This window comes from Pseudothermotoga sp. (genome assembly GCA_025060105.1).
Classification (GTDB): Bacteria; Thermotogota; Thermotogae; order Thermotogales; family DSM-5069; genus Pseudothermotoga_A.
In genome coordinates, this window is record JANXCS010000005.1 from 85888 (window position 1) to 110235 (window position 24348).

25 protein-coding genes are annotated in these 24348 nt (G+C 44.3%); 17 read left to right on the forward strand and 8 right to left on the reverse strand.

What is annotated here, in order from left to right; genetic code table 11:
• The first annotated feature begins 3 nt into the window (after positions 1-3).
• Positions 4-420 carry a hypothetical protein gene (locus tag NZ875_06145; protein ID MCS7175317.1) on the forward strand — a complete coding sequence of 139 codons (417 nt, stop codon included), beginning with the start codon at positions 4-6 and terminating at the stop codon, positions 418-420.
• A gap of 15 nt (positions 421-435) precedes the next feature.
• Here NZ875_06145 and NZ875_06150 read toward each other — a convergent pair whose 3' ends face one another.
• Genes NZ875_06150 through NZ875_06165 form a run of 4 tightly spaced genes read right to left on the reverse strand, consistent with a single transcriptional unit; the run spans position 436 to position 4600 of the window.
• The gene (locus NZ875_06150) at positions 436-1590 is read right to left on the reverse strand and encodes an amidohydrolase (protein MCS7175318.1); all 1155 of its coding nucleotides are present in this window, start codon (positions 1588-1590) and stop codon (positions 436-438) included.
• Positions 1591-1638: 48 nt separating this feature from the next.
• Complete coding sequence (locus NZ875_06155) at positions 1639-2469, reverse strand: carbohydrate ABC transporter permease (GenBank protein ID MCS7175319.1); 831 nt, start codon at positions 2467-2469, stop codon at positions 1639-1641.
• Entirely contained in the window at positions 2466-3341 is an 876-nt protein-coding gene (locus tag NZ875_06160; protein ID MCS7175320.1) for a sugar ABC transporter permease, read from the reverse strand. The genes NZ875_06155 and NZ875_06160 overlap by 4 nt, the downstream gene beginning before the upstream one ends.
• The gene (locus NZ875_06165; GenBank protein ID MCS7175321.1) at positions 3338-4600 is read right to left on the reverse strand and encodes a sugar ABC transporter substrate-binding protein; all 1263 of its coding nucleotides are present in this window, start codon (positions 4598-4600) and stop codon (positions 3338-3340) included. Before NZ875_06165 ends, NZ875_06160 begins: the two co-directional genes overlap by 4 nt.
• 175 nt (positions 4601-4775) lie before the next feature.
• On the opposite strand from NZ875_06165, the gene NZ875_06170 reads away from it, so the two are divergent.
• The 7 genes from NZ875_06170 to NZ875_06200 are packed head-to-tail and all read left to right on the forward strand — an operon-like array spanning position 4776 to position 12324.
• Positions 4776-6500 (forward strand): proline--tRNA ligase, encoded by a 1725-nt coding sequence (locus NZ875_06170; protein MCS7175322.1) that lies wholly within the window; start codon positions 4776-4778, stop codon positions 6498-6500.
• Between the two features lie 3 nt (positions 6501-6503).
• Positions 6504-7385, forward strand: a complete 882-nt coding sequence (ftsY, locus tag NZ875_06175) for a signal recognition particle-docking protein FtsY (protein ID MCS7175323.1) — start codon at positions 6504-6506, stop codon at positions 7383-7385.
• Positions 7382-8089 (forward strand): DUF2225 domain-containing protein, encoded by a 708-nt coding sequence (locus NZ875_06180; GenBank protein MCS7175324.1) that lies wholly within the window; start codon positions 7382-7384, stop codon positions 8087-8089. The genes ftsY and NZ875_06180 overlap by 4 nt, the downstream gene beginning before the upstream one ends.
• Positions 8086-9807, forward strand: coding sequence for a 3D domain-containing protein (locus tag NZ875_06185; protein ID MCS7175325.1), 1722 nt, complete (start codon positions 8086-8088; stop codon positions 9805-9807). Before NZ875_06180 ends, NZ875_06185 begins: the two co-directional genes overlap by 4 nt.
• Positions 9807-10229, forward strand: coding sequence for an Rrf2 family transcriptional regulator (locus tag NZ875_06190; protein MCS7175326.1), 423 nt, complete (start codon positions 9807-9809; stop codon positions 10227-10229). Before NZ875_06185 ends, NZ875_06190 begins: the two co-directional genes overlap by 1 nt.
• Positions 10229-11188 carry a GAF domain-containing protein gene (locus tag NZ875_06195; protein MCS7175327.1) on the forward strand — a complete coding sequence of 320 codons (960 nt, stop codon included), beginning with the start codon at positions 10229-10231 and terminating at the stop codon, positions 11186-11188. Before NZ875_06190 ends, NZ875_06195 begins: the two co-directional genes overlap by 1 nt.
• Complete coding sequence (locus tag NZ875_06200; protein ID MCS7175328.1) at positions 11185-12324, forward strand: type III PLP-dependent enzyme; 1140 nt, start codon at positions 11185-11187, stop codon at positions 12322-12324. Before NZ875_06195 ends, NZ875_06200 begins: the two co-directional genes overlap by 4 nt.
• Here NZ875_06200 and NZ875_06205 read toward each other — a convergent pair.
• The 3 genes from NZ875_06205 to minD are packed head-to-tail and all read right to left on the reverse strand — an operon-like array spanning position 12300 to position 13807.
• A complete protein-coding gene (locus tag NZ875_06205; GenBank protein MCS7175329.1) occupies positions 12300-12662 on the reverse strand; it encodes a secondary thiamine-phosphate synthase enzyme YjbQ in 363 nt (120 codons plus the stop codon). The genes NZ875_06200 and NZ875_06205 overlap by 25 nt on opposite strands.
• A 48-nt stretch (positions 12663-12710) precedes the next feature.
• The gene (locus NZ875_06210; GenBank protein MCS7175330.1) at positions 12711-12986 is read right to left on the reverse strand and encodes a hypothetical protein; all 276 of its coding nucleotides are present in this window, start codon (positions 12984-12986) and stop codon (positions 12711-12713) included.
• A gap of 5 nt (positions 12987-12991) precedes the next feature.
• Entirely contained in the window at positions 12992-13807 is an 816-nt protein-coding gene (gene minD / locus NZ875_06215) for a septum site-determining protein MinD (protein MCS7175331.1), read from the reverse strand.
• A 553-nt stretch (positions 13808-14360) separates the two neighbouring features.
• Between minD and NZ875_06220 the strand changes: the two genes are divergently transcribed.
• From NZ875_06220 to NZ875_06260, 9 genes are all read left to right on the forward strand, one after another.
• The gene (locus NZ875_06220) at positions 14361-14957 is read left to right on the forward strand and encodes a CBS domain-containing protein (GenBank protein ID MCS7175332.1); all 597 of its coding nucleotides are present in this window, start codon (positions 14361-14363) and stop codon (positions 14955-14957) included.
• A gap of 5 nt (positions 14958-14962) precedes the next feature.
• Positions 14963-15670 carry an undecaprenyl-diphosphate phosphatase gene (locus tag NZ875_06225; protein ID MCS7175333.1) on the forward strand — a complete coding sequence of 236 codons (708 nt, stop codon included), beginning with the start codon at positions 14963-14965 and terminating at the stop codon, positions 15668-15670.
• 7 nt (positions 15671-15677) lie between these two features.
• Positions 15678-16301 carry an MBL fold metallo-hydrolase gene (locus tag NZ875_06230; GenBank protein ID MCS7175334.1) on the forward strand — a complete coding sequence of 208 codons (624 nt, stop codon included), beginning with the start codon at positions 15678-15680 and terminating at the stop codon, positions 16299-16301.
• The gene (locus NZ875_06235) at positions 16302-16664 is read left to right on the forward strand and encodes a carboxymuconolactone decarboxylase family protein (protein ID MCS7175335.1); all 363 of its coding nucleotides are present in this window, start codon (positions 16302-16304) and stop codon (positions 16662-16664) included. It begins immediately after the preceding gene.
• Positions 16642-19320, forward strand: coding sequence for a DNA polymerase I (gene polA / locus NZ875_06240; protein MCS7175336.1), 2679 nt, complete (start codon positions 16642-16644; stop codon positions 19318-19320). Before NZ875_06235 ends, polA begins: the two co-directional genes overlap by 23 nt.
• 13 nt (positions 19321-19333) lie before the next feature.
• Positions 19334-19813, forward strand: coding sequence for a chemotaxis protein CheX (locus NZ875_06245; GenBank protein ID MCS7175337.1), 480 nt, complete (start codon positions 19334-19336; stop codon positions 19811-19813).
• Between the two features lie 167 nt (positions 19814-19980).
• Positions 19981-20616, forward strand: coding sequence for a hypothetical protein (locus tag NZ875_06250; GenBank protein ID MCS7175338.1), 636 nt, complete (start codon positions 19981-19983; stop codon positions 20614-20616).
• Positions 20613-21134 carry a ribosome-associated translation inhibitor RaiA gene (raiA, locus tag NZ875_06255; GenBank protein ID MCS7175339.1) on the forward strand — a complete coding sequence of 174 codons (522 nt, stop codon included), beginning with the start codon at positions 20613-20615 and terminating at the stop codon, positions 21132-21134. The genes NZ875_06250 and raiA overlap by 4 nt, the downstream gene beginning before the upstream one ends.
• 17 nt (positions 21135-21151) lie before the next feature.
• Positions 21152-22558, forward strand: a complete 1407-nt coding sequence (locus NZ875_06260; GenBank protein ID MCS7175340.1) for an Rne/Rng family ribonuclease — start codon at positions 21152-21154, stop codon at positions 22556-22558.
• On the opposite strand, the gene fliD is transcribed toward NZ875_06260, so the two are convergent.
• A complete protein-coding gene (gene fliD, locus NZ875_06265) occupies positions 22555-24348 on the reverse strand; it encodes a flagellar filament capping protein FliD (GenBank protein MCS7175341.1) in 1794 nt (597 codons plus the stop codon). The genes NZ875_06260 and fliD overlap by 4 nt on opposite strands.

Genomic DNA, 24348 nt, shown 5'->3' on the forward strand with positions numbered 1-24348 from the left:
AACGTGATAGTTTGCATTTTCGTTGAAAGTCCCTCGAATTTCAAAGAGAAAGTTCGAACTCAACTCGAAGAACAGTTTTTTGATACACGCTATTTAGAAACCGAAGCTAACGTGGATAAGTTGACTGAACTGCTCTTCGAGCATGCCCAAGGCAATGTTGAGCTGGTGATCGTCTTGGGAGGGGTCGATATCAAAACGAGGGCTATTTCAAGCATTGCAGTAGAGAGGATCGTCGACGGTAGGATTTACACTCTAGAAAAGTATCTGTGTCAGTTGATCGCAGAGAGTTGTCCAGAATGTCTGCTCACATCACCGACTGTGGGTGTCAGAAACCAAACCTTGATCGTTTCGCTACCAAATCATGATATAAGTTTGAAACTGTTGAACGTTGTGATCGATGCAGTGAAGAAGGGCGGTTGAACCGCCCTTTTCTTTTCATTTGCTGTAGACAAGCTCACCGTCGATGTAAACCTGTTCGACGGTAGATTTCATATCGAAAGGATGCCCAGACCACACCACAAGATCTGCATCTTTACCAATTTCGATCGAGCCTAGTCTGTCTTCAAGTCCCAAAATCTTCGCTGGGTTTATCGTGAGCATTTTCAAAAGCTCTTCTTCCTTTACACCATAACGCATCGCAACCGCTGCTTGCACAGAAGCAAACTCCAAAGGTATCACCGGATGGTCGCACATGAGTGCTACGAGGACATTCTTTTGGGTGAGTATCTTGAGTGCCTCCATACTCATATACCGCAGTTCCAACTTGGTTGCGAAAGTCATGAGTGGGCCGGCAACCACGGGGATTCTCTTGCTAGCAAGAAAATCAGCCAGTTTATACCCTTCGGTGCAGTGTTCCAATACGATTTTCAGATTGAATTCTTCTGCGATACGAACTGCTGTGACGATGTCATCCACACGGTGTGCATGTATCCTGGCTGGTAACTCGCGCTTGAGTAGTTTCTCGCCCACTTCGTACTTCGGATCTCTCTCAAAAAACTGCTTTCCCTCCTTCAACCCTTGCTCTTTCTTCTTCATATAGTCTTCCGACTTGAGCAGGAAAGATCTGATGATCGCCGCCGTACCCATCCTGGTGGTCGGCATAGTCTTTTTCTCAGAATAAACCCGTTTTGGGTTCTCGCCGAGCGCCATCTTTACACCGGCAGGATTGATTAAACACATCTCAAGAGCCGTTTTCCCCCTGAACTTGGCAACAAAGCCAAGACCTCCAACGGGATTTGCACTCCCCATCACGATGAAAGCCGTCGTAACACCGCCAGAGAGTGCCTTTTTGATCGATTCATCCTCTGGGTAAAAAGCGTCGATCGCTTGAAGATGCGCAGTCACAGGGTCCGTCATTTCGTTGCCCTCACTTTCAGTTGGACCGAGGCCTTCAGGATAAAGGCCAATGTGGGCATGCGCATCGATGAACCCAGGCAATAAAAACTTACCAGTGAGGTCGATCGTTTCAAAAGAACGAGATGATCTGATCTGACCAACTTTCTTGATCTTCCCATCCTCGACGAGCACATCCCCAACGAAGGGTTTCGACGTTATGGGGATGACCGTAGCGTTTTTGAAGAGGAGTTTCACCAACCACACCTCCAATCGTTCGTCTTGCTTACTGATATGATAGCAGTTTCAAGCCTTCAAAGAACCTTGAGTCAAACCCTCAACTATGTACTTTTGTGCCAAGGAGAAAACCAAGATGGTGGGTAACAAAGCTACAACTATACCTGCAGCCATCACGTTCCATTGGATGCCAGCCTTCGATACGAAAGAGTACAGCGCTACGGGTACCGTCATCTTGCGGTCAGTGTGTAAAAAAAGTACGGCGGTGAAAACCTCGTTCCAGCTGTTGACGAAACAAAAACTGAAGATCGAGCCAACACCTGGAAGAAGTAAAGGAACGATCACCTTGAAAAGTACTTGAAATCTGTTGCAACCATCTATTAACGCGGCTTCCTCGATCGTTCTTGGCAGATTTTTCAGAAACGCTCTGGCCATGATTGTGCCAAAAGCTGAGCCAAAACTCGTGTAAATGATGATGACCGAGGTGAGTGTGTTAGTCAACTTCAATTTGGAGAACATTGTGAATTGAGGTATCATGATCAAATAAGTCGGTAGCATCTGCACGAAGAAGAGCAATAAAATCAGAAAAGCTCTCAGCCTGAATTTTTCACGCGTCAAGATGTAACCAGCCATCAATGAAAAAAGTGTTGAAAAGGCCGCTGAAGTGGTCGCTACCAAGAACGAATTTTTGAAATACATGTTGAATTTTGCGAAGCTGAAGAGATATCTGTACGCTTCTAGAGTCGGTTTCGAAGGAAAATACTTCACTGGAAAAGTGTAAACTTCAATCGATGGTTTTATCGAAGTGAGAAATATCCAAATCAAGGGAAAGATCGCAATGATCAAAAACACAGTCAAACCGATGATCCTCAAGACACTGAATATTCTCCTCTTCCTCACAGTTCAAATTCACCCCGTTCGAGAAGTGCAAGGTAAATCACGGCAAAAACAGTCATAATCGATGCGATGATCATACCCAGTGCGGAAGCAAGACCAAAATTGTTCCTGTAGTAGACCACGTTTATCATGTGAACGGCCAGAATGTTCGTTGTACCCGCAGGTCCTCCACGCGTCATGCCATAAATGATATCTGGAAAGTTCATAACCCATATGGTTCTCAACAAGATCGTATTGTAGATAGTCGGACGTATGTAAGGAAGGGTGATCGAAAACAGTCTCCTCCAAAAGCCTGCTCCATCGATCTCCGCAGCTTCATAGAGTTCACGAGGGATAGATTGAATCGCTGCCAAAAGCATGATGGCAAAAAAAGGTATACCGTACCAAACATTCACTAAGATCACCGAAAACATCGCGAACCTTTCATCAGAGAGGAAACCTACAGGAAATTTTAAAATTCCAAGTCTGATGAGTATGTCGTTCACGATACCAAACTGACCATTTAAAAGCCAAGACCACAGCAAACCTATGGCGAAACCAGACAATGCCCACGGATAGAACACCAAACCCATATACAAGCCTCGCCCGGGAAACGATTTTGCTAAGAGTAATGCCAAGATGAGTCCGAGGAGAAACTGAAACGTCACAGAGAGAGTGATCCAAATGAAAGTGTTCCACAGAATACGCAGAAAATCTGGATCTCTTATTATCGTTTTGTAGTTACTCCAACCGATGAACCTTGGATTGTTCAGATTGAACACTGTGAGTCGCTGGAATGAAATTACCCCCCCGCGAGCGAGGGGGTAGAGGTTCACGAATAAAATCAGGATGAATGTGGGTAACAACATCAAAAACCTCAGCTTGGATTTCTTCACTTCTTTACCAAACCCGCTTTCTTCCAGAAATCTGCCCAAACTCTGAGCGCATCCTCAGGTTTCATCTTGCCAAGCAACACCTGTTGCATGGTGGTTTCGTGAAGTTCGTTCCACTCGCTCCAAGCTTCGTTGTCCAAGGGATACTTCGTGAACTGGTAGTGTTTCTCATCTTCAAACATGGCGGTCCAACCATGGAAAGTTTCACTCTTGAAGAATGGATCTTGCTCATAGACCCTCATATCTACGGGAAGTGCGCCGTATTCTCTGCACCAATAAGCATTGATCGCGGGAGAATTGAAGAATTCTAAGAATTTCCACGCTAAGTCTTTGTACTTGGAGTAACTGGTGATACCCCAACCAGCAAACCCAATCGTCGGATAAGCTTTGCCTCCACGACCGATGGGTAACGGAGCTGTCTTGTACGTTCCTTGTTTCATGATTTCGTTCAGAAGTCCTACAGTATCTGGGTCTTGAAAGAGATAAGGAGTGATGCCCGAAGCGAAAGCATTAACCTGCTCATCGAAGCCCCAGTTGATCGAATCTTTCGGCGCTGTCTTGTAAAGTTCAATGTAAAACTTCAACCCTTCCAGTGCTCTGGGATCTTCGAAAATGAGCTTTCCATCTTTCTTCAAATACATACAGTTAGGATCTATATTGTCGAAGAAGGAGGTCATCACAATGTCGATGAACGCTGTAGGATAACCCTTTCCCCTGAAGGTGAAACCGAACTGACCTATCTCTGGTTTGGTCAACCTTCGACAGTGTTCCAACAATTCGTCCATTGTTTTCGCAGGAGACGTTATACCATATTTCGATATCACATCGGGTCTGTAAAAGAGGGTTTTGACGTATATAGCGTTGGGCAAAAGATAAGCCGTCCCTTTGTAAGTTCTTGCTGCTTCCAAAACGCCTGGAACGAAGTACTTCACTAGATCAGATTTCGCAAGATAAGACTCCAAAGAAAGGAGTTTTCCCATGCTCGCTAGAGCACTGAGTGACCAATCCCCCACTTCTACTATATCTAGTGGCTCTTCCGCACTCACCATTAGGTAGATCTTCTGATAAGCTGTCTCGTACGGCGGAGAGATCAACTCGATTTTTACACCGGGATTCTGCGCCTCAAATTTGGAGATGATCTCTTCGAGTATCTTCGTTCTCAAAGGACTAGTGAACACTTGAATCATTCTAAGAGTGATTTGTTGTGAGAACAGCAAACCACATACCAGCACTACGGCTAAAAAGAAAACCAGTTTTCTCACACTCTCACCTCCTCCCAAGGTTTATTTTACACAGAGTGTGAACTTTCGTAATCTTGGGTTCGATAGGCAATTCATACTCGTCTTAACTGAATCGTGATCGATTGAAACGTTCGTGGAGCCCCACACCCAAGATAGAATATTTGTAAGAGCTTAAAGAAAATCGGAGGTGCAAGATGTGAGGTTTTCACAACTTTATGCTCCAACGGTCAAAGAAGCTCCCACAGACGCAGAGGTCATTAGCCACGCTCTTTTGCACAGAGCGGGGTTCATCAGGAAAGCTGCTGCGGGCGTTTACACGTATCTTCCTTTGGCTAAAAGAACGCTTTCGAAAATAGAGAAAATCATAAGAGAAGAGATGGACAAAATCGGTGCTCAAGAGCTTTCTATGCCGATAATTCATCCCGCAGAGCTATGGCAAATGACGGGACGTTGGGATGACTACGGCGATGAGATGATGAAACTGAAGGACAGACACGGCAGAGACTTCGCGCTCGGTCCAACGCATGAGGAGATGATAACGTTTTTAGTCAAGGATGAGGTGCGTTCCTACAAACAGTTGCCCGTCTTTCTTTATCAAATAGGTCCAAAATATAGAGACGAGATCAGACCAAGGTTCGGACTTTTGCGTGCAAGAGAGTTCATCATGAAGGATGGTTATAGCTTTCACGACAGTGAAGAATCTTTAGACGAAGCTTATAGAGCTTGCAGTGACGCTTACAGTAGAATTGCGGAACGGATTGGGTTTAAATACATCATCATCGAAGCTGCGAGTGGTGCTATCGGTGGTAGTCAATCTCACGAGTTCGTGAGTTTCGCTCAAGTTGGTGAAACGAATTTGCTCAAATGCAACAGCTGTGGATACTCTTCCAGCGATGAACAAGCACCATACAAGGGCGAGTACGAGCAAATCAACGAAGAAGAAAAACCTTTGCAGTTAGTACACACACCCAACGTTAGAACGGTACAACAAGTAGCGGACTTTCTTTCTGTCGACCCCAAGAGGATCATCAAGTCGCTCCTGTTCGTTGGTAGAAACGGTTTCATCATGGCTTTGGTGCAGGGCGATAGAGAATTGAACGTAGAAAAGCTCAAAGTGTTCATGAAAGATCAATCTTTGAGGATGGCGAGTCCAGACGAAGTGCTCGAGAAATTCGGGGTTCCCATCGGTTTCATAGGTCCTGTTGGGATCAAGTTACCCATCGTGGCAGATTTTGGGATAAAGTACCTGAAAAACGCCGTCGTGGGAGGCATGAGGGAAGATTACCATTACATCAATGCTAACGTTGAGAGGGACTTCACGCCAGATCATTATACCGATCTGTTACTCACAAGGGAGAACGATCCGTGTCCAATTTGCGGTGAGCCTCTGGAAGCAATGAAAGGGATTGAACTTGGGCACGTTTTCAAGCTGGGTACAAAGTATTCACAATCCATGGGAGCTTACTTCATGGATCGTGACGGTAATTTAAAACCATTCATCATGGGTTGTTACGGGTGGGGTGTCTCCAGAACGATGGCTGCCGTGGTCGAGCAGCTCAACGATGAAGACGGTATCATTTGGCCAAGATCGATCGCGCCGTTTGAAGTGATTGTGACCATCGTTTCAACGAACGATGCGCAACAGAAGAAATTTGCTGAACAAATATATGCAGAACTGAGTAATAGAGGTATCGAAGTTCTGATAGATGATCGTGAAATATCCGCTGGTATGAAGTTCAAGGATGCAGACTTGATAGGTTTCCCATTGAGAATAACAGTTGGAAAATCACTTCAAGAAGGTTTCGTTGAGTTAAAGCTTAGAAGCGAAAAAACTCATATCAAAGTCGAGGCAAGCATTTCAAAAGTTTTAGAGAAAACCATCGCCGCACTCGATTCTTACAATCCGCACGAGGGTAGATGAACCATGGGATTTTTTGAGAAACTCAAACAAGGTCTAGAAAAAACGAAGAAAGCCTTCTTCGATGGTATCAAGCAGTTGTTGAAAAGTGGCAGGATCGATGAGGAAACACTTCAAGAACTCGAAGAACTGCTCATAGCTGCGGACGTTGGTCATCGAACCGCATCGTGGATCATAGAAAGGATCAGACAAGAAAGGTCGAACGATCCAATCTCGAGTTTAAGAAACATTCTTCTAGAGTTACTTGAGGGTAATAACGATTTGAATTTGAATGGATCACCAAGTGTCATAAGTGTCGTGGGTGTAAACGGTTCAGGTAAAACAACGACTGTGGCAAAACTCGCAGCACAGTTTCAAGCTATGGGTAAGAGTGTCGTGATGGCCGCGGCAGATACTTTTAGAGCTGCCGCCATAGAACAACTCAAGATCTGGGGCGAGAGAATCGGCTGTACAGTTATAGCACACAACGAAGGCGCAGACCCCGCGGCGGTCGCATATGATGCGGTGAATCACGCGAAATCAAAGGGTAAGGATGTCGTGATCATCGATACGGCAGGTAGGCTTCATACAAAGAAAAACTTGATGGAGGAGTTGAGAAAGATTCACAGAACTGTTGGAAAACTAGCAGAAGGCGCGCCGCACGAAACGTTGTTAGTCATAGATGCCACAACGGGTCAGAACGGTTTGGTGCAAGCTAGAGTGTTCAAGGATGCAGTGAATGTTACAGGCTTGGTGATCACCAAGCTCGATGGAACTGCCAAAGGCGGTATTGCCCTCGCCATAAAGCATGAGCTAGGCTTGCCCATCAAGTTCGTTGGTGTTGGTGAAGAAGTGGAAGATCTGAAACGCTTCAATGCTAGAGAGTTCATTGAGGCGTTGCTATCATGAAGGTTGGGGTGTATAATCCTTTCAGGTATTTGGAGGAAAAAACTCTGCGGACGTTTTGGTTTAAAACTTACCTCTGTCCAGTGTGTGAGAAACAATTCGATGCGATCAGACTTTTCAGTGAGGCAGTGAAAGTCAAAGACCGTGATCATGATCTCAAACCTATCTATGATGGTGTCAACGCACTCATGTTTCAGCTCGTTAGCTGCCCCAACTGTTTGTACACGTCGTTCGAAGACGATTTTAAAGAATTATCTCCTTCCCATCTGCAAGTTGTACGAAATCTTTGTGAAAAGTTGAGACAAAATCTGAAGATCGAGCTCAGTGAGCACAAAAATCTTCGAGATGCCATAGTGCAATACAATCTCGCGGCTGTCATTTACACAGCCAGAGGAAGATTATTCAGAGCAGCTGAGTCTTTTTTGAAACTGGCTTGGTTGTACAGAGACGCGGGTTCTTTTGAAGAAGAAAGGAAGGCCCTGAATCACGCGATGGGGTTGTTTTTGAAGTGCTACACTGAGCAAGATTTGGATGAAGATCAGCAGATTGTAGCATTATTTTATGTTGGGGAAATAAACAAGCTTTTGGGAAACAAAAAGGAAATGATGAGATGGTTCTCCGAACTGTTCGAAAGGTTTGGTAAAAAGGATTCGATCTATTTGAAGCGAGCCAGACAGGAATGGCAGGAGGCATCATTTGAGAGATGAAAGTGTCGAAATGTTTCCTCATCCTTTTGATCGTGTTTGGATTGTTTGGGTGTACGAACTACGATAGGAACGTGCTCGAACAAATCAACAGGAAACTCGACGACTTCGAATACAGACTATCGGCGCTTGAAAAAAGTGTTTACACAAATCAAAGATCGATCGAAAACTTACAGGCTGATGTCAAAAGGTTTTCTGAGGAACTGTCGACAGCAAAGAGGCTGATCAGTGAACAGAGAAACATTCCAGTCATCTCTCAAGACGACATAAACCAGATCCTCGCTCGAATCACATCGCTCGAGATGCGTTTCAACCAACTGTCCGTGGCACTGAACGTTTCTGACATAAGACAACTCATATACAAGATCTCAGATTTGGAAACAGCTCAGAAACAACAGCAGATAGCTTACGAACGTTTCATCAAGAGCACTGAGGAACTCTTATCACAGGTGAACGCTGAGGAAACAGCAAAAAGGTTGAAAAGCCTTGAAAACAGTGTCACATCGATATCGAATCAAATCAGTGAGCTTTTGGAGTTATCCTCGAGAGTGAACGCGCTCGAGAGAGCCTTCGATAATCTATCACTCACTCCGCAAGCCACACTGATCAACATATCAACGATTGAAAGAGAGCTCTTCCAAACTAGATCGAGACTGCAGGAGCTTGAGGTTAGTTTGAAGCGCGAGATCGAGAGGAAAATCGAAGAATTCTCCTCAAAACAAATCGTTGTCACGAATCCTGCAGACCTTCAGCAGTACGTGGCCAACACGACGGCAATGGTTCGACAACTGAGTTTGGAGCTCGAAATGCTCCGTGGTATGGTGAAGGAATATGACAGAGAAAGATTTCTAAAGCTCGATCAAGATTACATAGTGTACGTGGTGAAACCCAACGATACTCTCTCGAGCATCATGCGAGCATATGGGCTGGGACAAGACAAACTCAGACTCATAATGGAATTGAACAACATACAAGATCCCAACAGATTGTTGGCCGGCCAGAGAATAAAGATACCCATCGAAGACAGAAGCGCTCTGTTTGCTTACCCACTCGAAAAAGCTTTGAACTTGCAAGACGTTGTGTCAACCTTTGGTCGTCCAACAGGTAGTGGTGTCACTACTGGTATAACGATAAGTTTGGAGAAGGGTTCACGAGTGTTCTCGATATTGCCCGGTAGAATCGTGAGCATTTTGCAGGATGAGAAAGGACGTTACCATGTGCGTATAGACCACGGCAACGGTGTACTCGCTGTCTATGGAAACCTTTCAACACTCAACATCACACCGAACAGCTGGGTCGGCAGAGGACAAGTCATAGGAACAGTGAACGATCTATTTCACTTCGAGATATGGATAGATGGAGAACCTAGAGACCCACTCCGAATACTTTTGAAGTACGTTGGAAAGTTCGAGGCCACATTCTATTCTGAGTGGGACGATGGCAAGTTGCCTGAACATCCGACCTTCAGAATCACAACACTCGGAACTGTTCCAAGAGAATGGAGGACCGTAGCCGCGGATCCTTCGGTGATTCCTTTAGGAAGTCTCATCTACATTCCGCAGTTCGCTGACAAACCAAACTTTGGTCTCTTTTTAGTCGAGGACACAGGTTTACTCATAAAAGGTAACATCATCGACGTATACATGAACAGTCCTAATCAAGCCCTTCAGAACATGCGCACCGAAGTTGACGTTTACCTTGTGGCGAGCAAGCTGAGGTGATGGAGTTGGGTATCACAGTGAAGAGTGAGTACGCTTTTAGAATCCTTCTTTCCATAGGAGGATGTGGAAATAAACTAGTATCACTCGCTGATGCTTCTAGAAATATGAATGTACCGAAAGAATTCGCTGAAAAGATCGTGCTCCAATTGAGAAGAGCTGGTATCGTTAAGGCGAAGAGAGGCCGATCTGGTGGTTACGAGCTGGCCAAAAGCGCCTCACAGATCACAGCTTACGACATAGTTACAGCCGTCGACGATGTCAATAAGATCATAAAATGTGAACAGGATTTCTGTGGCTGTGAGGACAGAGAAAGTTGTGTGATAAAAAATGTAGTGTGGAACAAGTTGCAAAGGTGTATAAAAGAAGTTTTGACGAGTGTGACGTTGCAAGATCTGCTCAATGCTTGCGGGAGGGAAGGTTAGTGAGGAAGGTCGTTCAAAACATTGCGGATGATTTCTTCGAAATACTTCACTATGATAAGAATCAATGGCCAAGCTATTGGAAGATCTACAGAGCGAAACATGAACCGCTCATAGACGAATATGAAAAAACCTTGAATGTCTCTGAACAATCGATCGTTTCCATTTTAAAAAGTATGGAACGAAGAAACGTCGATAGACTGATGCAACTGTGGTATTCTATCTCGCATGAACAGAAATATCACTGTTCAAAATTGATCACAGCGAAGCACGAATTGTTCGAGCTCGATCACGAAGATTTCACTATCGTTTTGACGGGATTGCTCGGCCTCAAAGACTGGGTTGTTGTGAAAGGAAAGCGAGAATGGGTTGTACTCATTGATCTGTTGAGTTTATGGAACAAAAAATGTTTGGATGAGCTTTCGTATGTGGCTTATCAGGCAGCGTTGAGCTTCAAAAGAGGTGAAAAGTACGGTGAATACGCTCCGAAGGAAGAACTGTTTGCAAAACTCTACACAAAGATTGATAGAACTTTTGAAGAAAATGATGATATCGAAAAGATCATGCAAACGATTTGTCGCGTCTTGTACGAGGATGTACCACACTACAATTGGGTTGGATTTTACCTGACTGACAGCTTGAAGAAAAACGAACTCGTTTTAGGCCCGTTCGTTGGAGAACCAACAGAACATGTGAGGATCCCATTCGGAAAAGGTATATGCGGTCAAGCTGCAGAACGAAAGGATGTGTTCGTAGTTCAAGACGTTTCGAAAGAAACCAACTATCTTTCCTGCAGTCCAAAGGTTCAGTCAGAGATCGTGGTACCGATAATCGTGAACGGGGAAGTTTTCGGTGAGATCGACATCGACAGTCACGTGTTGAACTGTTTTGATGAAGAAGATGAACGTCTTCTCGGGTACATTTGTGAAAAGATTTCACAACGGGTGAGGGTGAAAAGATGACGGTGAACGAGGTTGTCAAAAAAGCTGCGAAAAGTCTTGAAACGCCTTTCTTACTGATTGACCTAGATTTGGTCGAAGAAAACTACAAAAGGCTCGCGGCAGCCATACCAGGCTGCAAGATCTTCTATGCAGTGAAAGCGAACAGTCATCCGAGGATCATTGAGAGACTCAGAGATCTTGGTAGCAATTTCGATGTAGCTTCACTCGGTGAAATCAACAAGTTATCCAGTCTCAACATCACGCCAGACAGAATGATCTTTGCTAACCCTATCAAGCGTGAAAAAGACATTGCTTACGCCTACGATCTAGGTGTGAATTTGTTCGCGGCCGATTCTCCGATGGAACTTGAAAAGATTGCCGAAAACGCCCCAGGTTCTCAGATCGTTATAAGAGTCGCCGTTGAAAACAGACACAGCGACTGGCCCTTGTCTAGAAAGTTCGGTGCCGATCCTATGACTGCCGTTCAACTCATCGAGCAAGCATCCAGGCTCAGGCTCAACCCGGTCGGTGTGAGTTTCCATGTTGGTTCACAAAACTATGACCCAAAAAGTTGGTGGAATGCCATAGAAAGTGTGGCGCGCATCTTTTATTGGGCAGAAAAACTTTACGGTATCAACTTGAACGTGCTCGACATCGGTGGAGGCATCCCAGTCAAGCACATCAAGCCTATACCGACAGTTGAAGAGATAGGTATCACCGTACAACAAGCGATCAACGAATATCTGTACGGTGTGAAAGACCTGCAGATCTTCGCTGAACCAGGCCGCTCAATGGTTGGGGACGCAGCCATTCTCGTCACGAAAGTTTTGTTGAGATGCCAGCGTGGTAGTGAGGAGTGGGTTTACATCGATGCGGGTGTCTTCCATGGTCTGATGGAAACTATCGAGAATTTCCGTTATGAAATCGTCGTTGAAGGAAAGGAAGATGAACAGAAGGTACCTTTCGTTCTGGCTGGACCAACGTGTGACAGTGTTGACAAGATCTATGATGATGCAATGCTTCCTTATAACGTTACACTCGATGACATTTTGTACTTCATCAATGCTGGTGCTTACACCGTAGAATACGCCACGAACTTCAACGGCATCCCTGGACCGAAAGTCTACTTCGTTCAGGATCTAGTTTCTAAAGTTTGAACGAAAATTTGCCTTGCCCTCGGTCCATCGAACTCACAAAAGAATATCCGCTGCCAAGTACCGAGGGCAAGTTCTCCATCATTCACTAGGACCATCACAGAAGAGCCAATCAAACTTGCCTTTATGTGTGCATCAGCGTTGCCTTCAAGATGGCGATAATTTCCATCTGCCGGTACCAACCTAGAAAGTTTCTCAATGATGTCGAATCGAACGGAACTGTCTGCCCCCTCGTTTATGGTTATCGCAGCCGTCGTGTGAGGCACAAAGATGAAACACACACCGTTCTTCAACCCTGAATCCGATATTAACTTTTGAATTTGATCAGTGATATCTACCATCTCGACCCTTTGCTTTGTTCTAAGCGATAAGGTCATCATAGCAACGATTCACTCGAACGTGACATTGGTGATTATGACTATGTAACCGTTGTGTTCCTCAAACTCTACTTTGACCCGCTCGGGGGAAACTTTGAAGGTGTCACTCACCCAAGTTACGATCTTCTCTTTTATCCTTTCAGAATTCTTCTCGAACTCTGTCTTTGGGATGATCTCAGTGACAGAAACGGGTCGTCTACGCTCAAGAATAGCTTCTAATCTTTTGTAAGCTGTGTCTCTACTCCTTTCCCGCTTCTTTTTTCTACTGAAGAGGCCGAAGAACCACATCACTATCAGCTCCTCTTCTTACCAAACAGATTCTTGAAGAAGGACAAAAAGCCTTTTTCTTGCGCTTGTGATAGATCTTGATCCAACGGTATAGTTTCCCCCTTGAGACGCCTAGCGATGTTTTCAAAAACTTTTGTCACATTCAAATCGCCATTCAATACCACTGGGATACCCTTGTTCGTAGCGATTATCACATCTTCACAGTCCGGTACCACACCGATTATTTCCAGTGCCAGTGTGGTTGCAACATCTTGCTCGGTGAGCATTTCTCCAGCTTTGACCATCTTGGATTTGAACCTGTTCAATATAACCTTCATAGACTTCTCGTCAAATCCTAAATTTTCGAGTAGACCGACGACCCTGTCAGCATCGGAGAGCGCGGGGAGTTCTGGTGTGGTAACTATCAACGCAAGTTCTGCTGGAGCGACAGCGTTTCTGAAACCTCTCTCTATTCCCGCCGGAGAATCTATGATGATGTAGTCAAACAACGGATGCAAAGCTTTCACTACCGCTTTCATGTCTTCTGGTGAGACCATTTCCTTGGTTGCAACCTGAGACGTTGCTAGAAGATAGAGATTTCGCTGCTGCTTGTGTTTCACAAGAGCTTCCTGAGCGCTCACCTTACCATTCACCACATCGATCAACGTGTGCACAACCCTGTTCTCCAAGCCCAACACCACATCAAGATTCTTGAGGCCTATGTCTGCATCTATCACACAAACTTTGTCACCAAACTTCGCCAGGGTGCAACCAAGATTGGCCGTCACCGTGGTCTTACCAACACCACCTTTACCTGAAGTGACAACGATGACTTTAGCCACGAACGTTCACCACCTTGGGGAACATTTTTCGCATAAATTTTACCACAACACGCATTTTCAAAATGTGGCCATGTTTTACCACCACGTATTGTGTGGTAAGTTATCTACCACTATCTATAGAAAAATGGTAAATTTGCTCGAAAAGCCTTTCTAAAAGCAAGTTTTTTGATGGTAAATTGCTTCAATATAGCTTGAAGAAAGGACTAGAAACAACTGTGAAAAAACGGTGGATGTAGAGACTCACACCTTCAACCATCTTGCCAAGCGCTTTTGAGAAATTTACCATCGAAGAAATCAGCGATGAGAAAGGATTTTCCTTCAAATTTACCAAACGCCCCCCAAAATTTACCACGCAACTTACCACGCAACTTACCACTGAGCTTTATAAAAAATTTCGCTTTAGATGCCCATTTTCGTCAACGCAAAAGTTGCGTTAATAGATTTACCACCACCTATTTATTATTACTACTACGTAATGAGAATAATGATAGAATGATTTTTAGTAGGAAAAGCGTGGAAAATTTTCCAAAACTTGGGGGCGATCAACTTGTTCGTGAAAAACTGGATGAGTACGGACTTTCCATCCATAAGTGTCAAAGCAAGTGTACAGGAAGCTCTCAACCAAATGAGAAAGCACAGAACGGATTACTGTGTGGCGACAGATGAAGAGGGAAAGTTTGCAGGTTTTGTGTACAAGAACAACATCGCTAATGCAAACTTTGAAGCCAGTGTAGAAAATTACGTTTCCTTCCCGGACTTTTATGTACACGAAGATAGTTACATCGAAGAAGCTGCACTAACTTTCAGGGAATCACACGAAAGTTGCTTAGCAGTCGTCGATGAAGAAATGAAAGTCAAAGGTGTGGTAACCTTGACTGAGGTACTCGAAGCTTTCGTTGCGATCACTGCCATGGATGAACCTGGTGTACGTGTACTCATGGTCCTTCAAGACAAACCTGGCGAACTCAAAAAAGTTCTGGATGTCTTTGCAATGAACAACATAAACGTTCTTGCAGTCAATACGGTCAAGCGTGACGGGCTTCGCAGCTTGTCGATAAAAGTGGATGCTCATGAACCAAAGCAAATCGAATGGCTTCTGAAAGAACATGGCATCAAATTTGAAAAGCTAGTGAAGGAGGAAGGCTTCTGAAACAGTTGTTCTTGGCTGCCGTGCAAGGTGCAACCGAGTTTTTACCCATATCGAGTTCTGGTCACCTTCTTTTGGCATCAGAGCTCCTTCGTGGAGAGTTGAATCTTAAGATGGCTGTTCTACTCCACGTTGGTAGCTTGTTCGCCGTTTTACTCTTCGTTCGTCGTTCAATCCTCAGAGTTTTCAAAGATTGGAAATTTTTGGTCAATCTGGTTATTTCAACAATACCAGCAGCATTCGTAGGTATATTTTTCGAGGATTTGGTGGAACGAGCGTTTTCTAGCCTTTTTCTTTTACCATTGCTGTTCGCTATCAACGCGCTCGTGCTAACTCTCGCCTCACTGAAGAATGGTGATAGGAGTTTGGAGCAGATGAACGTTCAGCACGCATTGCTGATAGGTTTGTTTCAAGCCGTTGCTGTTTTCCCCGGCATATCTCGTAGCGGTATGGCTTTATCTGCAGCTTTGCTACTCGGTTACAAAAGAGAAGAGGCCGTAAAGTATGCTTTCCTAATGGCCATACCAGTACTCGCAGGTGCGAGTTTATTGAAATTGAAGGGAGCCTCAATTTTCATGGATCTGAGCTTTTTTGTCTCATTTTTGAGCAGTTTGCTGGCTCTGTTCGTTTTGAGAAAAGTGGTCTTGGTTGGCAAATTGAAAGTGTTCGCAAGTTATTGTCTAGCGGTGGCCTTTTTGGTTTTTGTTCTGGGGTGATGAGTTGATGAAGTTCGAGGTTCTGATAACTGGTGGAAGCATCAGAGTGCCTCCATATGTGGCAGCACCGTACTGTACTGTAGCGCTTTTGAGCGATGAAAAAAGGATGGTTCTCATAGAGCCAGGTAGTTTTCCGGCGTGGGAGGCGCTCGAACGGTCGTTCAAAGAAAAAGGTTTGAAAGCCGAAGACATAACTGATTTAGTCATCTCACACGTTCATATGGATCATATATTCTGTTCCATATTCTTCAAAAACGCGGTCGTTCATGTACATGAGAAATACATAGAAAGAAACTACTCTTCCTTTGGACCGATCGCTGGTTTATTTTACCCGATGGTTTTGAACAGTTGGAAAGAGGTTCATCCAATCAAGGATGGAGACGTACTCTTCGATTGCGTCAAGGTTTTCCACACTCCTTATCACTCCTCCGACCATGTGTCGCTGCTGATCCAAACGGAGAACATGGGAAGGGTCTTCATGCCCGGGGACATATGTTACAGCAGGATTGAGTACTTTGAATACATGAAGGGTTACAAGAAAGATGACGTCGCAAAATTCCTCAAGACCATTTCTAAAGATTGTGACTGGATCGTTTTCACACACGATTTGCCTATGAAGGTGGTGGGGTGAATGGTTGAAGAATTCGTAAATTACAGAGCGAAATTGAATCAGCTCATAGAGAAGAAAGGTAACCTACACACGAAGCGTTTCATGAATCTCGACGCACAGGTTTACGAAAAAGGCGTCTTGGACACCAAGACCAAAGAGATGCTCGGTTTGGTAGCCTCGATGGTGCTCAGATGCAACGATTGCATAACTTACCATATGATAAGACTCTTCCAATTGGGAACGAGTGATGAAGAGTTTTTTGAAATCTTCAACGTTGCCTTGATAGTCGGTGGTTCAATAGTCATACCGCATCTGCGAAAAGCAGTAGAAGTGTTGGAAGAACTGAGGGAGCTTGAAAAGAATGGCAAGACTGTTTCTCTTTGACGGTACTGGTCTTGCTTTCAGGGCTTATCATGCCATCGATCAGTCGCTGAGCACAAGTAATGGTGTTCCTACGAACGCAACTTACGGCTTGATGAGGATGATGCTAAAGTTCTTGAAAGAGTGGGTCAAGGAAGGCGATTACACAGGTTTTGCGATGGATAAAAAAACGAAAACTTACCGACACGAGTTACTCGCTGAATACAAGGCTCACAGGCCTTCCGCTCCGGATGCTATGTTGCAACAACTGCCATACATAAAACGTGGCGTTGAGGCGCTCGGGGTGAAGGTACTCGAGTATGAAGGTTGTGAAGCAGACGATGTCATCGCTACACTTGCGAAGAAAGGTGAATCAATCTTCGAAGAAATCCACATCGTCAGTGGAGACAAAGATATGCTTCAACTCGTGAGTGACAGAATAAAAGTTTGGCGTCCTGTGAAGGGGATTTCTGAATTGGAGATGTACGATGAAAAGAAGGTTTTAGAGAAGTTTTCTGTCCGACCGAGATACATAGTTGATCTGTTGGCGCTCGCGGGGGATGCCATCGACAATGTGCCAGGTGTACAAGGTATTGGTCCGAAAACAGCCGTTGAACTCATCTCACGCTATGGAAGCTTGGAGGAAATATACGAAAAGATCGACAAGAGCAGTAAGATAGGTAAAATGCTCTTCCAGTATAGAGAGGACGCCTTCAAAAGTAAGCGCCTTGTGACATTGATGACCAACCTTGAACTTGGTCTAGATTGGGAGGAGTTAAGGTATAAAGGTTTCAATCAGGAACGGCTCGTGGAATTTTTCAAAGAGTTGGAATTTTCAAGTTTGATGAAGGAACTTGGACTTTACAGCCAACAACCCGAGCAAACGCCATACAAAACAGTCTCAACAGAAGCGGAATTTGAAAAACTTTTGCAACGCATACACGCTAGCCAGTACGTTGTCATCGATGTTGAGACAGATTCTTTGATACCCTTAGATGCACATTTGGTTGGTGTTTCAGTGGCATTGCCAGATAAAAGTAGTTATTATGTACCAGTGGGTCACAAAAAAGGGCCAAACTTACCATTGGAAAAAGTTCTGAAGGGTTTGAAAACGGTCCTTGAGGACAAGACTACCAGGATCATCGGACAGAACTTGAAGTACGATTACGCTGTGTTCATGATGTATGGTCTCAGACCCAACGTGCCGACGTTTGATACCATGATCGCAGCCTATTTGTTGAACCCTGATGAGAAAAAGTTCGGCCTCGATGAACTGGCTTTGAAATTCCTCAACTATAAGATGATGAGCTTTGACGATTTGGTGAAGAGTTCTTCGCCCTTGTTCAGTGCGGTTACCTTTGCCGATGTTGATGTTCATGATGCGACGAGGTATTCTGCCGAGGATGCCGATGTCACGAGAAAATTGTACGAGCTTTTGAATGTGAAGTTGCATGAACAAGGCTTGACCGAGGTTTTGGAAAAAATAGAAATGCCGTTGATACCAATACTTGCGGAGATGGAATTAACGGGTGTTTATGTTGACGTTTCTTACCTTAAGGATTTATCAATGAAATACAATGTGAAGATGGATGAACTTTCGAGGCAGATATTCGATCTCGCCGGAGAAGTGTTCAATTTGAATTCACCGAAGCAGACAGCTTACGTGTTGTTCGAAAAGTTGAAGATCAAACCGAAGGGTAAAACACCGAGTGGTGAACCTTCCACCAGAGCTGATATTCTGGAAGACTTGGTTGAAGAGCATCCCATCGTACCGCTGATCCTTTCTTACAGGAAATATCAGAAATTGAAATCGACGTACCTAGATGTGTTACCGAAACTCGTTCATCCAAAAACAAACCGTATTCATACAAGTTTTCACCAGACTGGAACCGCTACGGGAAGGTTGAGCAGCAGCGATCCAAATTTGCAGAATTTACCCAGCAGGCAAGAGGAAGGCAGAGAGATAAGAAAGGCGATCGTACCTCAACACCCAAACTGGAAGATTGTGAGTGCTGATTATTCTCAGATTGAGCTCAGAGTGCTGGCACACATGAGCAAAGATGAAAATCTCATTGAAGCGTTCATCAAGGACAAAGACGTTCACACGTTTACTGCTTCACGCATATTCGGTGTGAGGGAAGAAGATGTTGACCCACAACAAAGGGCCATAGGTAAAATGGTCAACTTTTCCATCATATATGGAGTGTCTGCATACGGTTTATCGCAACGCACAGGTCTTTCCTTCAGGCAAGCGGAAGCTTTCATAAAGGAATACTTTGAGCTTTATCCAGGCGTGAGGGATTATCTGACGAAAGTCATATCTTTCGCGAAAACTCACGGACACGTGAGAACATTGTTCGGAAGAAAGCGTGAAGTACCGCAGTTGAGATCCTCCGACGTTTCGGTCAGGCAAGAAGGCGAAAGAATAGCCGTCAATACACCAATCCAAGGCACTGCTGCCGATATAATGAAACTTGCCATGATAAACGTTTACAACTTCCTCAAAGAAAATAAACTCAGAGCGAAGATGATACTTCAAATTCACGATGAACTCGTTCTAGAGGTTCCAAACGAGGAGGTGGAATTCGTCAGCACCAGGGTCAAGGAGATCATGGAAACAGTGGTAAAATTATCGGTACCACTGAAAACGGATGTAAAGGTATCCGATCACTGGGAATGAGGAGGTATCATGAATGGATGCACGGATCGTGAATGCATTGATAGCTGCTATCATCAACACGCTGAGAACCCTTTTGAATGTCTCACCGACGATCGGAAAACCCGGTTTGTTGAAGGAAATAAAGCCGAAGTTCGATATGATAACTGTTATAGGTTTTTCTGGAAACGTGGATGGAAACCTCATATACTCTTTCAGTCCAAGCACAGCACTCAAAGTTGTTTCTAAAATGATGGGTTTGCCGTACGATAATTTGGATGAACTCGCCATGAGTGCAATAGGTGAGCTTGGAAATATGATCGCCGGTGCACTCGCCATGAACCTGGAGAAGGCTGGATGCAGGATAGTCATAAGTCCTCCCACTGTTGTGACTGGAAACAATCTCAAACTTGCTGTGGAAGGGCTCGCAATAAATCTTCCAGCATCGATCTTTGACGGTGACGATGCAGAAGTTATACTTTCCGCTAAGGGTTCGATGAAATGTTCTCAGCAGTGATGATCCTTTTAGTTCTAGGTTGTGTGCTGTTTGTGTTGCTCATCGTTGCCTTTCGCACCTTTAAATTCGAATCTAAAGAACTCACGTGGAGAACTTTGTGGGTGATTCTTCTGTGTTTAATGTTGATGGGTCTTTCCATACTGTTCTCGTTTTTGGGGGGATGAACTGTGAAACAGTTGAGTGAACTGTTCGATTTCAAATCGAAACCGTCCGTGCACATGATGGTTTACTGTGCCTTGCTATTCTTTATGGCAAATTTCCTCGGTTTGATAGCTTCCGTTGCTGCAGTTGTATCTTGGGCGATATCGGTGCAGAGGTTTCTCGGTATCACGCAGGGATTAGGATTCTTTGCAGGGCTTGGGTTGTTACTGAGTTATCTCAAATGGCGAGGAGCACTCAGAGAGATTCACCGGCGACTTGCGGATCGATTTCCAAAGTATGCTTCTTTGATCATAACAGGCGATGAGCTTTGGTTGTTGATAGGTCTTTCAGCTTCCATCGCGGGTTTGTTCATAGTGCTCGTGCTTCCGTTTGGTTTCTTACTGTTGCTCGCGGGTTTGAGTTTGTTTGAACAACAGATGTTCTTATCGCTGAAATTGTTCGAAGAGAAAGAAAAGAAATTCTTCTCAGATTTGAACATACCATGCTCGATGTGCTTTACGAAAACTTACGATATTAATTATTTGATTTATTCGCTCGTCACGTTCTACGGTCACAGCTTCATCAAGATTCATGAAAACCTTGAAGCGTTCGAATGTTATTTCAGAGTTAGAGAAGAAATACTCAAGGAGGTGAAATCGTGAATTACAGATTCACAACGAGGGGTTTCGAAGCGACAACAGCGATGCAGCAGTATCTTGAAAAAAGGTTAGAAAAGGTTGACAGAGTCATAAGGGATGAGGAATTGGTGTCCGCAGAGATCAAGGCTGAGAAGGACGCTGTTAACTACGTGGTGAAGGCGAATTTGAACCTTAGAGGGAAAGTGATCGTTGTTCAAGAGAAACACCCAGATCTTTACACGGCGATGGATAATCTGTGTGACGCTCTAGAGAAAAAAGTGAAGAAGCTCAAATCGACGATCAGAGACAAACACAGAGAGCCAAAGCAAACCGAGATTCCAATCTCTGCGGAGGAAAGTGAAGAAGACATAGTTGAAACGAGGAGATTGCCTTTGAATGTGATGCCCTTGGAGGAAGCTGTTCTCCAGTTCAAAACCATGGAAAGGCAGTTCTTCCTGTTCAGAAACAGTGAGACGAATGAGATCAATCTTTTATTGCTCAGAAAGGATGGCAAGCTCAGTTTGTATGAATTCGTTGAATGAAAACTTGGGTGATAGTTGTGTCTACTGTTTTGATCATAAATGTTCAGAAAGATTTCGTGAGTGGTGCGATCGTTGAGGATGGTGAACTTCAGGAAATTTTCGATGAAGAGAACGAAACGATCGCTGGAAACCTCTATGTCGGATCGGTACAGAAAATCGTTCCCGGATTGAATGCAGCATTCATCGATATAGGTGAAGGTAAGAACGGTTTTTTGAGAATCTCAGATGTTGGAAAGTCCTACATCCAGCAGGTACTCGGTTCAAAACAGTTACAAGAAGGCACGAAACTTTTGGTTCAGGTGAAACACGATGCGGTGGGGCAGAAAGGCCCACAACTCACGTGTAAACTCTCACTCGTTGGTCGTTACGTGGTCTATTTCCCCCTATCCCGAGTTAGGGGGGTGTCGAAGAAAATTGTTGATCCTCGAGAAAGGGAGAGGTTGAAAAGCATCTTCTCCAAGTTGGAAAAGAATGAGGGGCTCGTCGTTAGGACAGCTGCAGAAGGGATACCTGCGGAAACCATCGAGGAAGAAGTTCAGTCTCTGAAGGAAGAATGGCGACAGGTCCTCAACAGTTTCAAAAAGGCAAGGAAGGTGAAATTGCTCAGAAGAGAACCAACTGCGATCGATTATATATTGAGAGAACGGTTGAACAAGAATATAGACGAAGTTTTTGTGAATGATCCAGAAGTTTGTGAAATGGTCAAGCAAGAAGTCAAAAAAATCAGCAAATCAATCCTTGTACATTTTTTAGAGGGCGATCTGTTTGAGCGTTTCAACGTCTATCATCAACTCAACGTTTTGCAGAGACGTACGATAGATCTTCCCAGCGGAGGTTATGTGGCCCTCGACACAACTGAAGCTATGACTGTGTTCGATGTTAACTCAGCGAGTTCCACGATGGGTAAGAATCAGGCCGAACTGGCATTCAGAACGAACGTGGAAGCCGCGAAAGAGATTGCCAGACAGCTCAGGTTGAGAAACATAGGTGGAATAATTATTGTAGACTTCATCGGTATGCCGAACAGAGATTATTACGATCAACTTTTCAAGAAAATCCGTGAATCTTTTGAGAAAGACCCCGCGCACGTGGAACTTTTAGGTTTCACTAGACTCGGCTTGTTCGAGATGACGCGCAAAAGACGAACTCCTTCCAGTGAACAACTCCTCTTCTCGGCATGCCCAGTTTGTAAGGGTTCTGGGAGAGTGTTTTCGGCGACCATAGTGCTCAGGAGGTTGTTCAACGAGTTGAACAAAATCGATTTGGCTCAATACAGCTCGGTGAAGATAAACTTACACCAGAGATTTTCAGGCTATTCTGAAAAGATCAAAACCTTAGTTTCGGAGTACAAAGACAAGATCAAAATCAGTTTCAGCAATTCAGATCCAAACGATTTTGAGATCACCCTCTCAAAGAAAGTTTAGCGGTTGTTCGTTCTCAGGGAGGAAAATTGCGCAAGCCAGTTTCCTTGCGCTTGCATTCTTGACACGACTTCTTCCATCGCTGAGAATTTGTTCCACAAATAAGTTTCTCTCTTTTGCAATCGTTCCAACCATGTTTCCAACTGTTTCGCTAGGTCTCTCAACTGTTTCGTGATAGTTCCAGTGATACCTGCTAGGCTGTCTATTCTTCCACCGAACTTTGTGAGTTCCCTCATGTAAGATTGAACTCTTTGAGCAAAACCGTCCGGTCCTCCGAAGAATGTCCAGACTTTTTGGGGATCTTCCCTCAAAAGATTCCTCAACTTTTCCTCGTCCAATTCGAGTTTCCCCGTTTTCATGTTTTGATATCCAAATTTGCTCGTTTCTATACCCAACTGCCATAAGTAAGAAATATCGCCTTCGATGCGTGTTGTTATGAAGCTTCTGAGTTTGAAGAATATTTCGTTCAAAAGGGAATCTCTCCGAAGCATACCTTGAAGTTTTTCTTCCTCCGTCATTTCTTCCTTTTTCTTCCCCGTTATGGGTTTTTCGTTCATCTTGTTGTAGATGTATTCCATCAGTTCGTTCCAATTTTTAACGAACTCCTTCACTTTCGAAACGATGGATTCAACGTCGTTCTCAACCGAGAACTTCACCGCTGTATCGAAGACTTCTCTCACCTTGATGGAAAGCCCCATATGGGTGAGCTCCAACGTGGATGAGTAGAGATCAACCCAGTTGACATTGTCGCTACTGAGTTGAACGCGGGTCACATTCCCGATGTTGAATTGACCTACATCCAAGCCGAGTAGATTGAGCAAATTTGAACTTCCATCTTCCAAGCTGATCATGTTTGCTCCAGTTTGATTCGACGTGATGAGCAATTTGTCAGAGTTGGCATCGTACATTGCGGTCACACCAGCAGAACTCGAATTTATGGCATCTATGAGTTGTTTCAAAGTCATGTTGGTACTCACATTGATTTGAACACCATTTATTTTGAGCGTGCCACTCTCGATCGTGATGTTCCTGTAGTTTGCAATTTGAGAGAGTGTTTTGTGGAGAGCCACTGCACCTAAGTGTGCGGTGCTGCGTAAAACATACTTCCCACTTTCTTGAACAACGGGTGCGTTGTTCAGATTGAAAACGAAACCGAATGTACCACTCTCGGTTCGAAGTGCAAACGCTTGAGAACTTTCTATCACGAGTTTTCCATCTTCGAACTTGACGTTGCCTTCCCCAAAAATATCGTCGAGCTTATCGATGATGTCAGAAATCGTATCGTTCTTCGAGATGTTCACCGTATGTATTGAAGCACCAAGCTGGATCTTCAGAACAGAATCGGTTGGATTGTACCTGTAGATCAGATCACCAAACTTCGTTGAAACATCGATTTGAGGTCCCAGAGTCCTTCCGCTGAGAAACGAGCTTCTACTCGCTATCGATAGAACCTTAATGTAATAAGTGCCGACTTTGGCCGAAGCGGAGGCGTCAATCGAGACATTTTGTGAATCGATCGAGACTCTTTTTGCCATCAACGTAGATTGGAGTTTGAAACTGGTGAGGAACGTTCCAAAATTTTCGAGCTTCTCCTCCAGCTGTTGATAGGCTTTTTGTTTCAATCCCAAGTCCTCGTATTTTTGGTATAACCTCTGCGCGGGCTTGGATTCCAATTCGAGTAGTGCATCAACGATATCGGAAGTACTTAAACCAGAAGCAAGGCCTCCAAACTGTATGCGTGTCGATTGGTAACGATAATTAATACTCGAAGCGATCTTTGAGATCGCGTCCAT

Excerpts from the sequence above, each read along its gene's own strand:
- ftsY (MCS7175323.1), top strand. The coding sequence starts at position 6,504 with ATGGGATTTTTTGAGAAACTCAAACAAGGTCTAGAAAAAACGAAGAAA.
- NZ875_06180 (MCS7175324.1), top strand. The coding sequence starts at position 7,382 with ATGAAGGTTGGGGTGTATAATCCTTTCAGGTATTTGGAGGAAAAAACT.
- NZ875_06185 (MCS7175325.1), top strand. The coding sequence starts at position 8,086 with ATGAAAGTGTCGAAATGTTTCCTCATCCTTTTGATCGTGTTTGGATTG.
- NZ875_06190 (MCS7175326.1), top strand. The coding sequence starts at position 9,807 with ATGGAGTTGGGTATCACAGTGAAGAGTGAGTACGCTTTTAGAATCCTT.
- NZ875_06200 (MCS7175328.1), top strand. The coding sequence starts at position 11,185 with ATGACGGTGAACGAGGTTGTCAAAAAAGCTGCGAAAAGTCTTGAAACG.
- NZ875_06205 (MCS7175329.1), bottom strand. The coding sequence starts at position 12,662 with ATGGTAGATATCACTGATCAAATTCAAAAGTTAATATCGGATTCAGGG.
- NZ875_06210 (MCS7175330.1), bottom strand. The coding sequence starts at position 12,986 with ATGTGGTTCTTCGGCCTCTTCAGTAGAAAAAAGAAGCGGGAAAGGAGT.
- NZ875_06230 (MCS7175334.1), top strand. The coding sequence starts at position 15,678 with ATGAAGTTCGAGGTTCTGATAACTGGTGGAAGCATCAGAGTGCCTCCA.
- NZ875_06235 (MCS7175335.1), top strand. The coding sequence starts at position 16,302 with ATGGTTGAAGAATTCGTAAATTACAGAGCGAAATTGAATCAGCTCATA.
- polA (MCS7175336.1), top strand. The coding sequence starts at position 16,642 with ATGGCAAGACTGTTTCTCTTTGACGGTACTGGTCTTGCTTTCAGGGCT.
- NZ875_06245 (MCS7175337.1), top strand. The coding sequence starts at position 19,334 with ATGGATGCACGGATCGTGAATGCATTGATAGCTGCTATCATCAACACG.
- fliD (MCS7175341.1), bottom strand. The coding sequence starts at position 24,348 with ATGGACGCGATCTCAAAGATCGCTTCGAGTATTAATTATCGTTACCAA.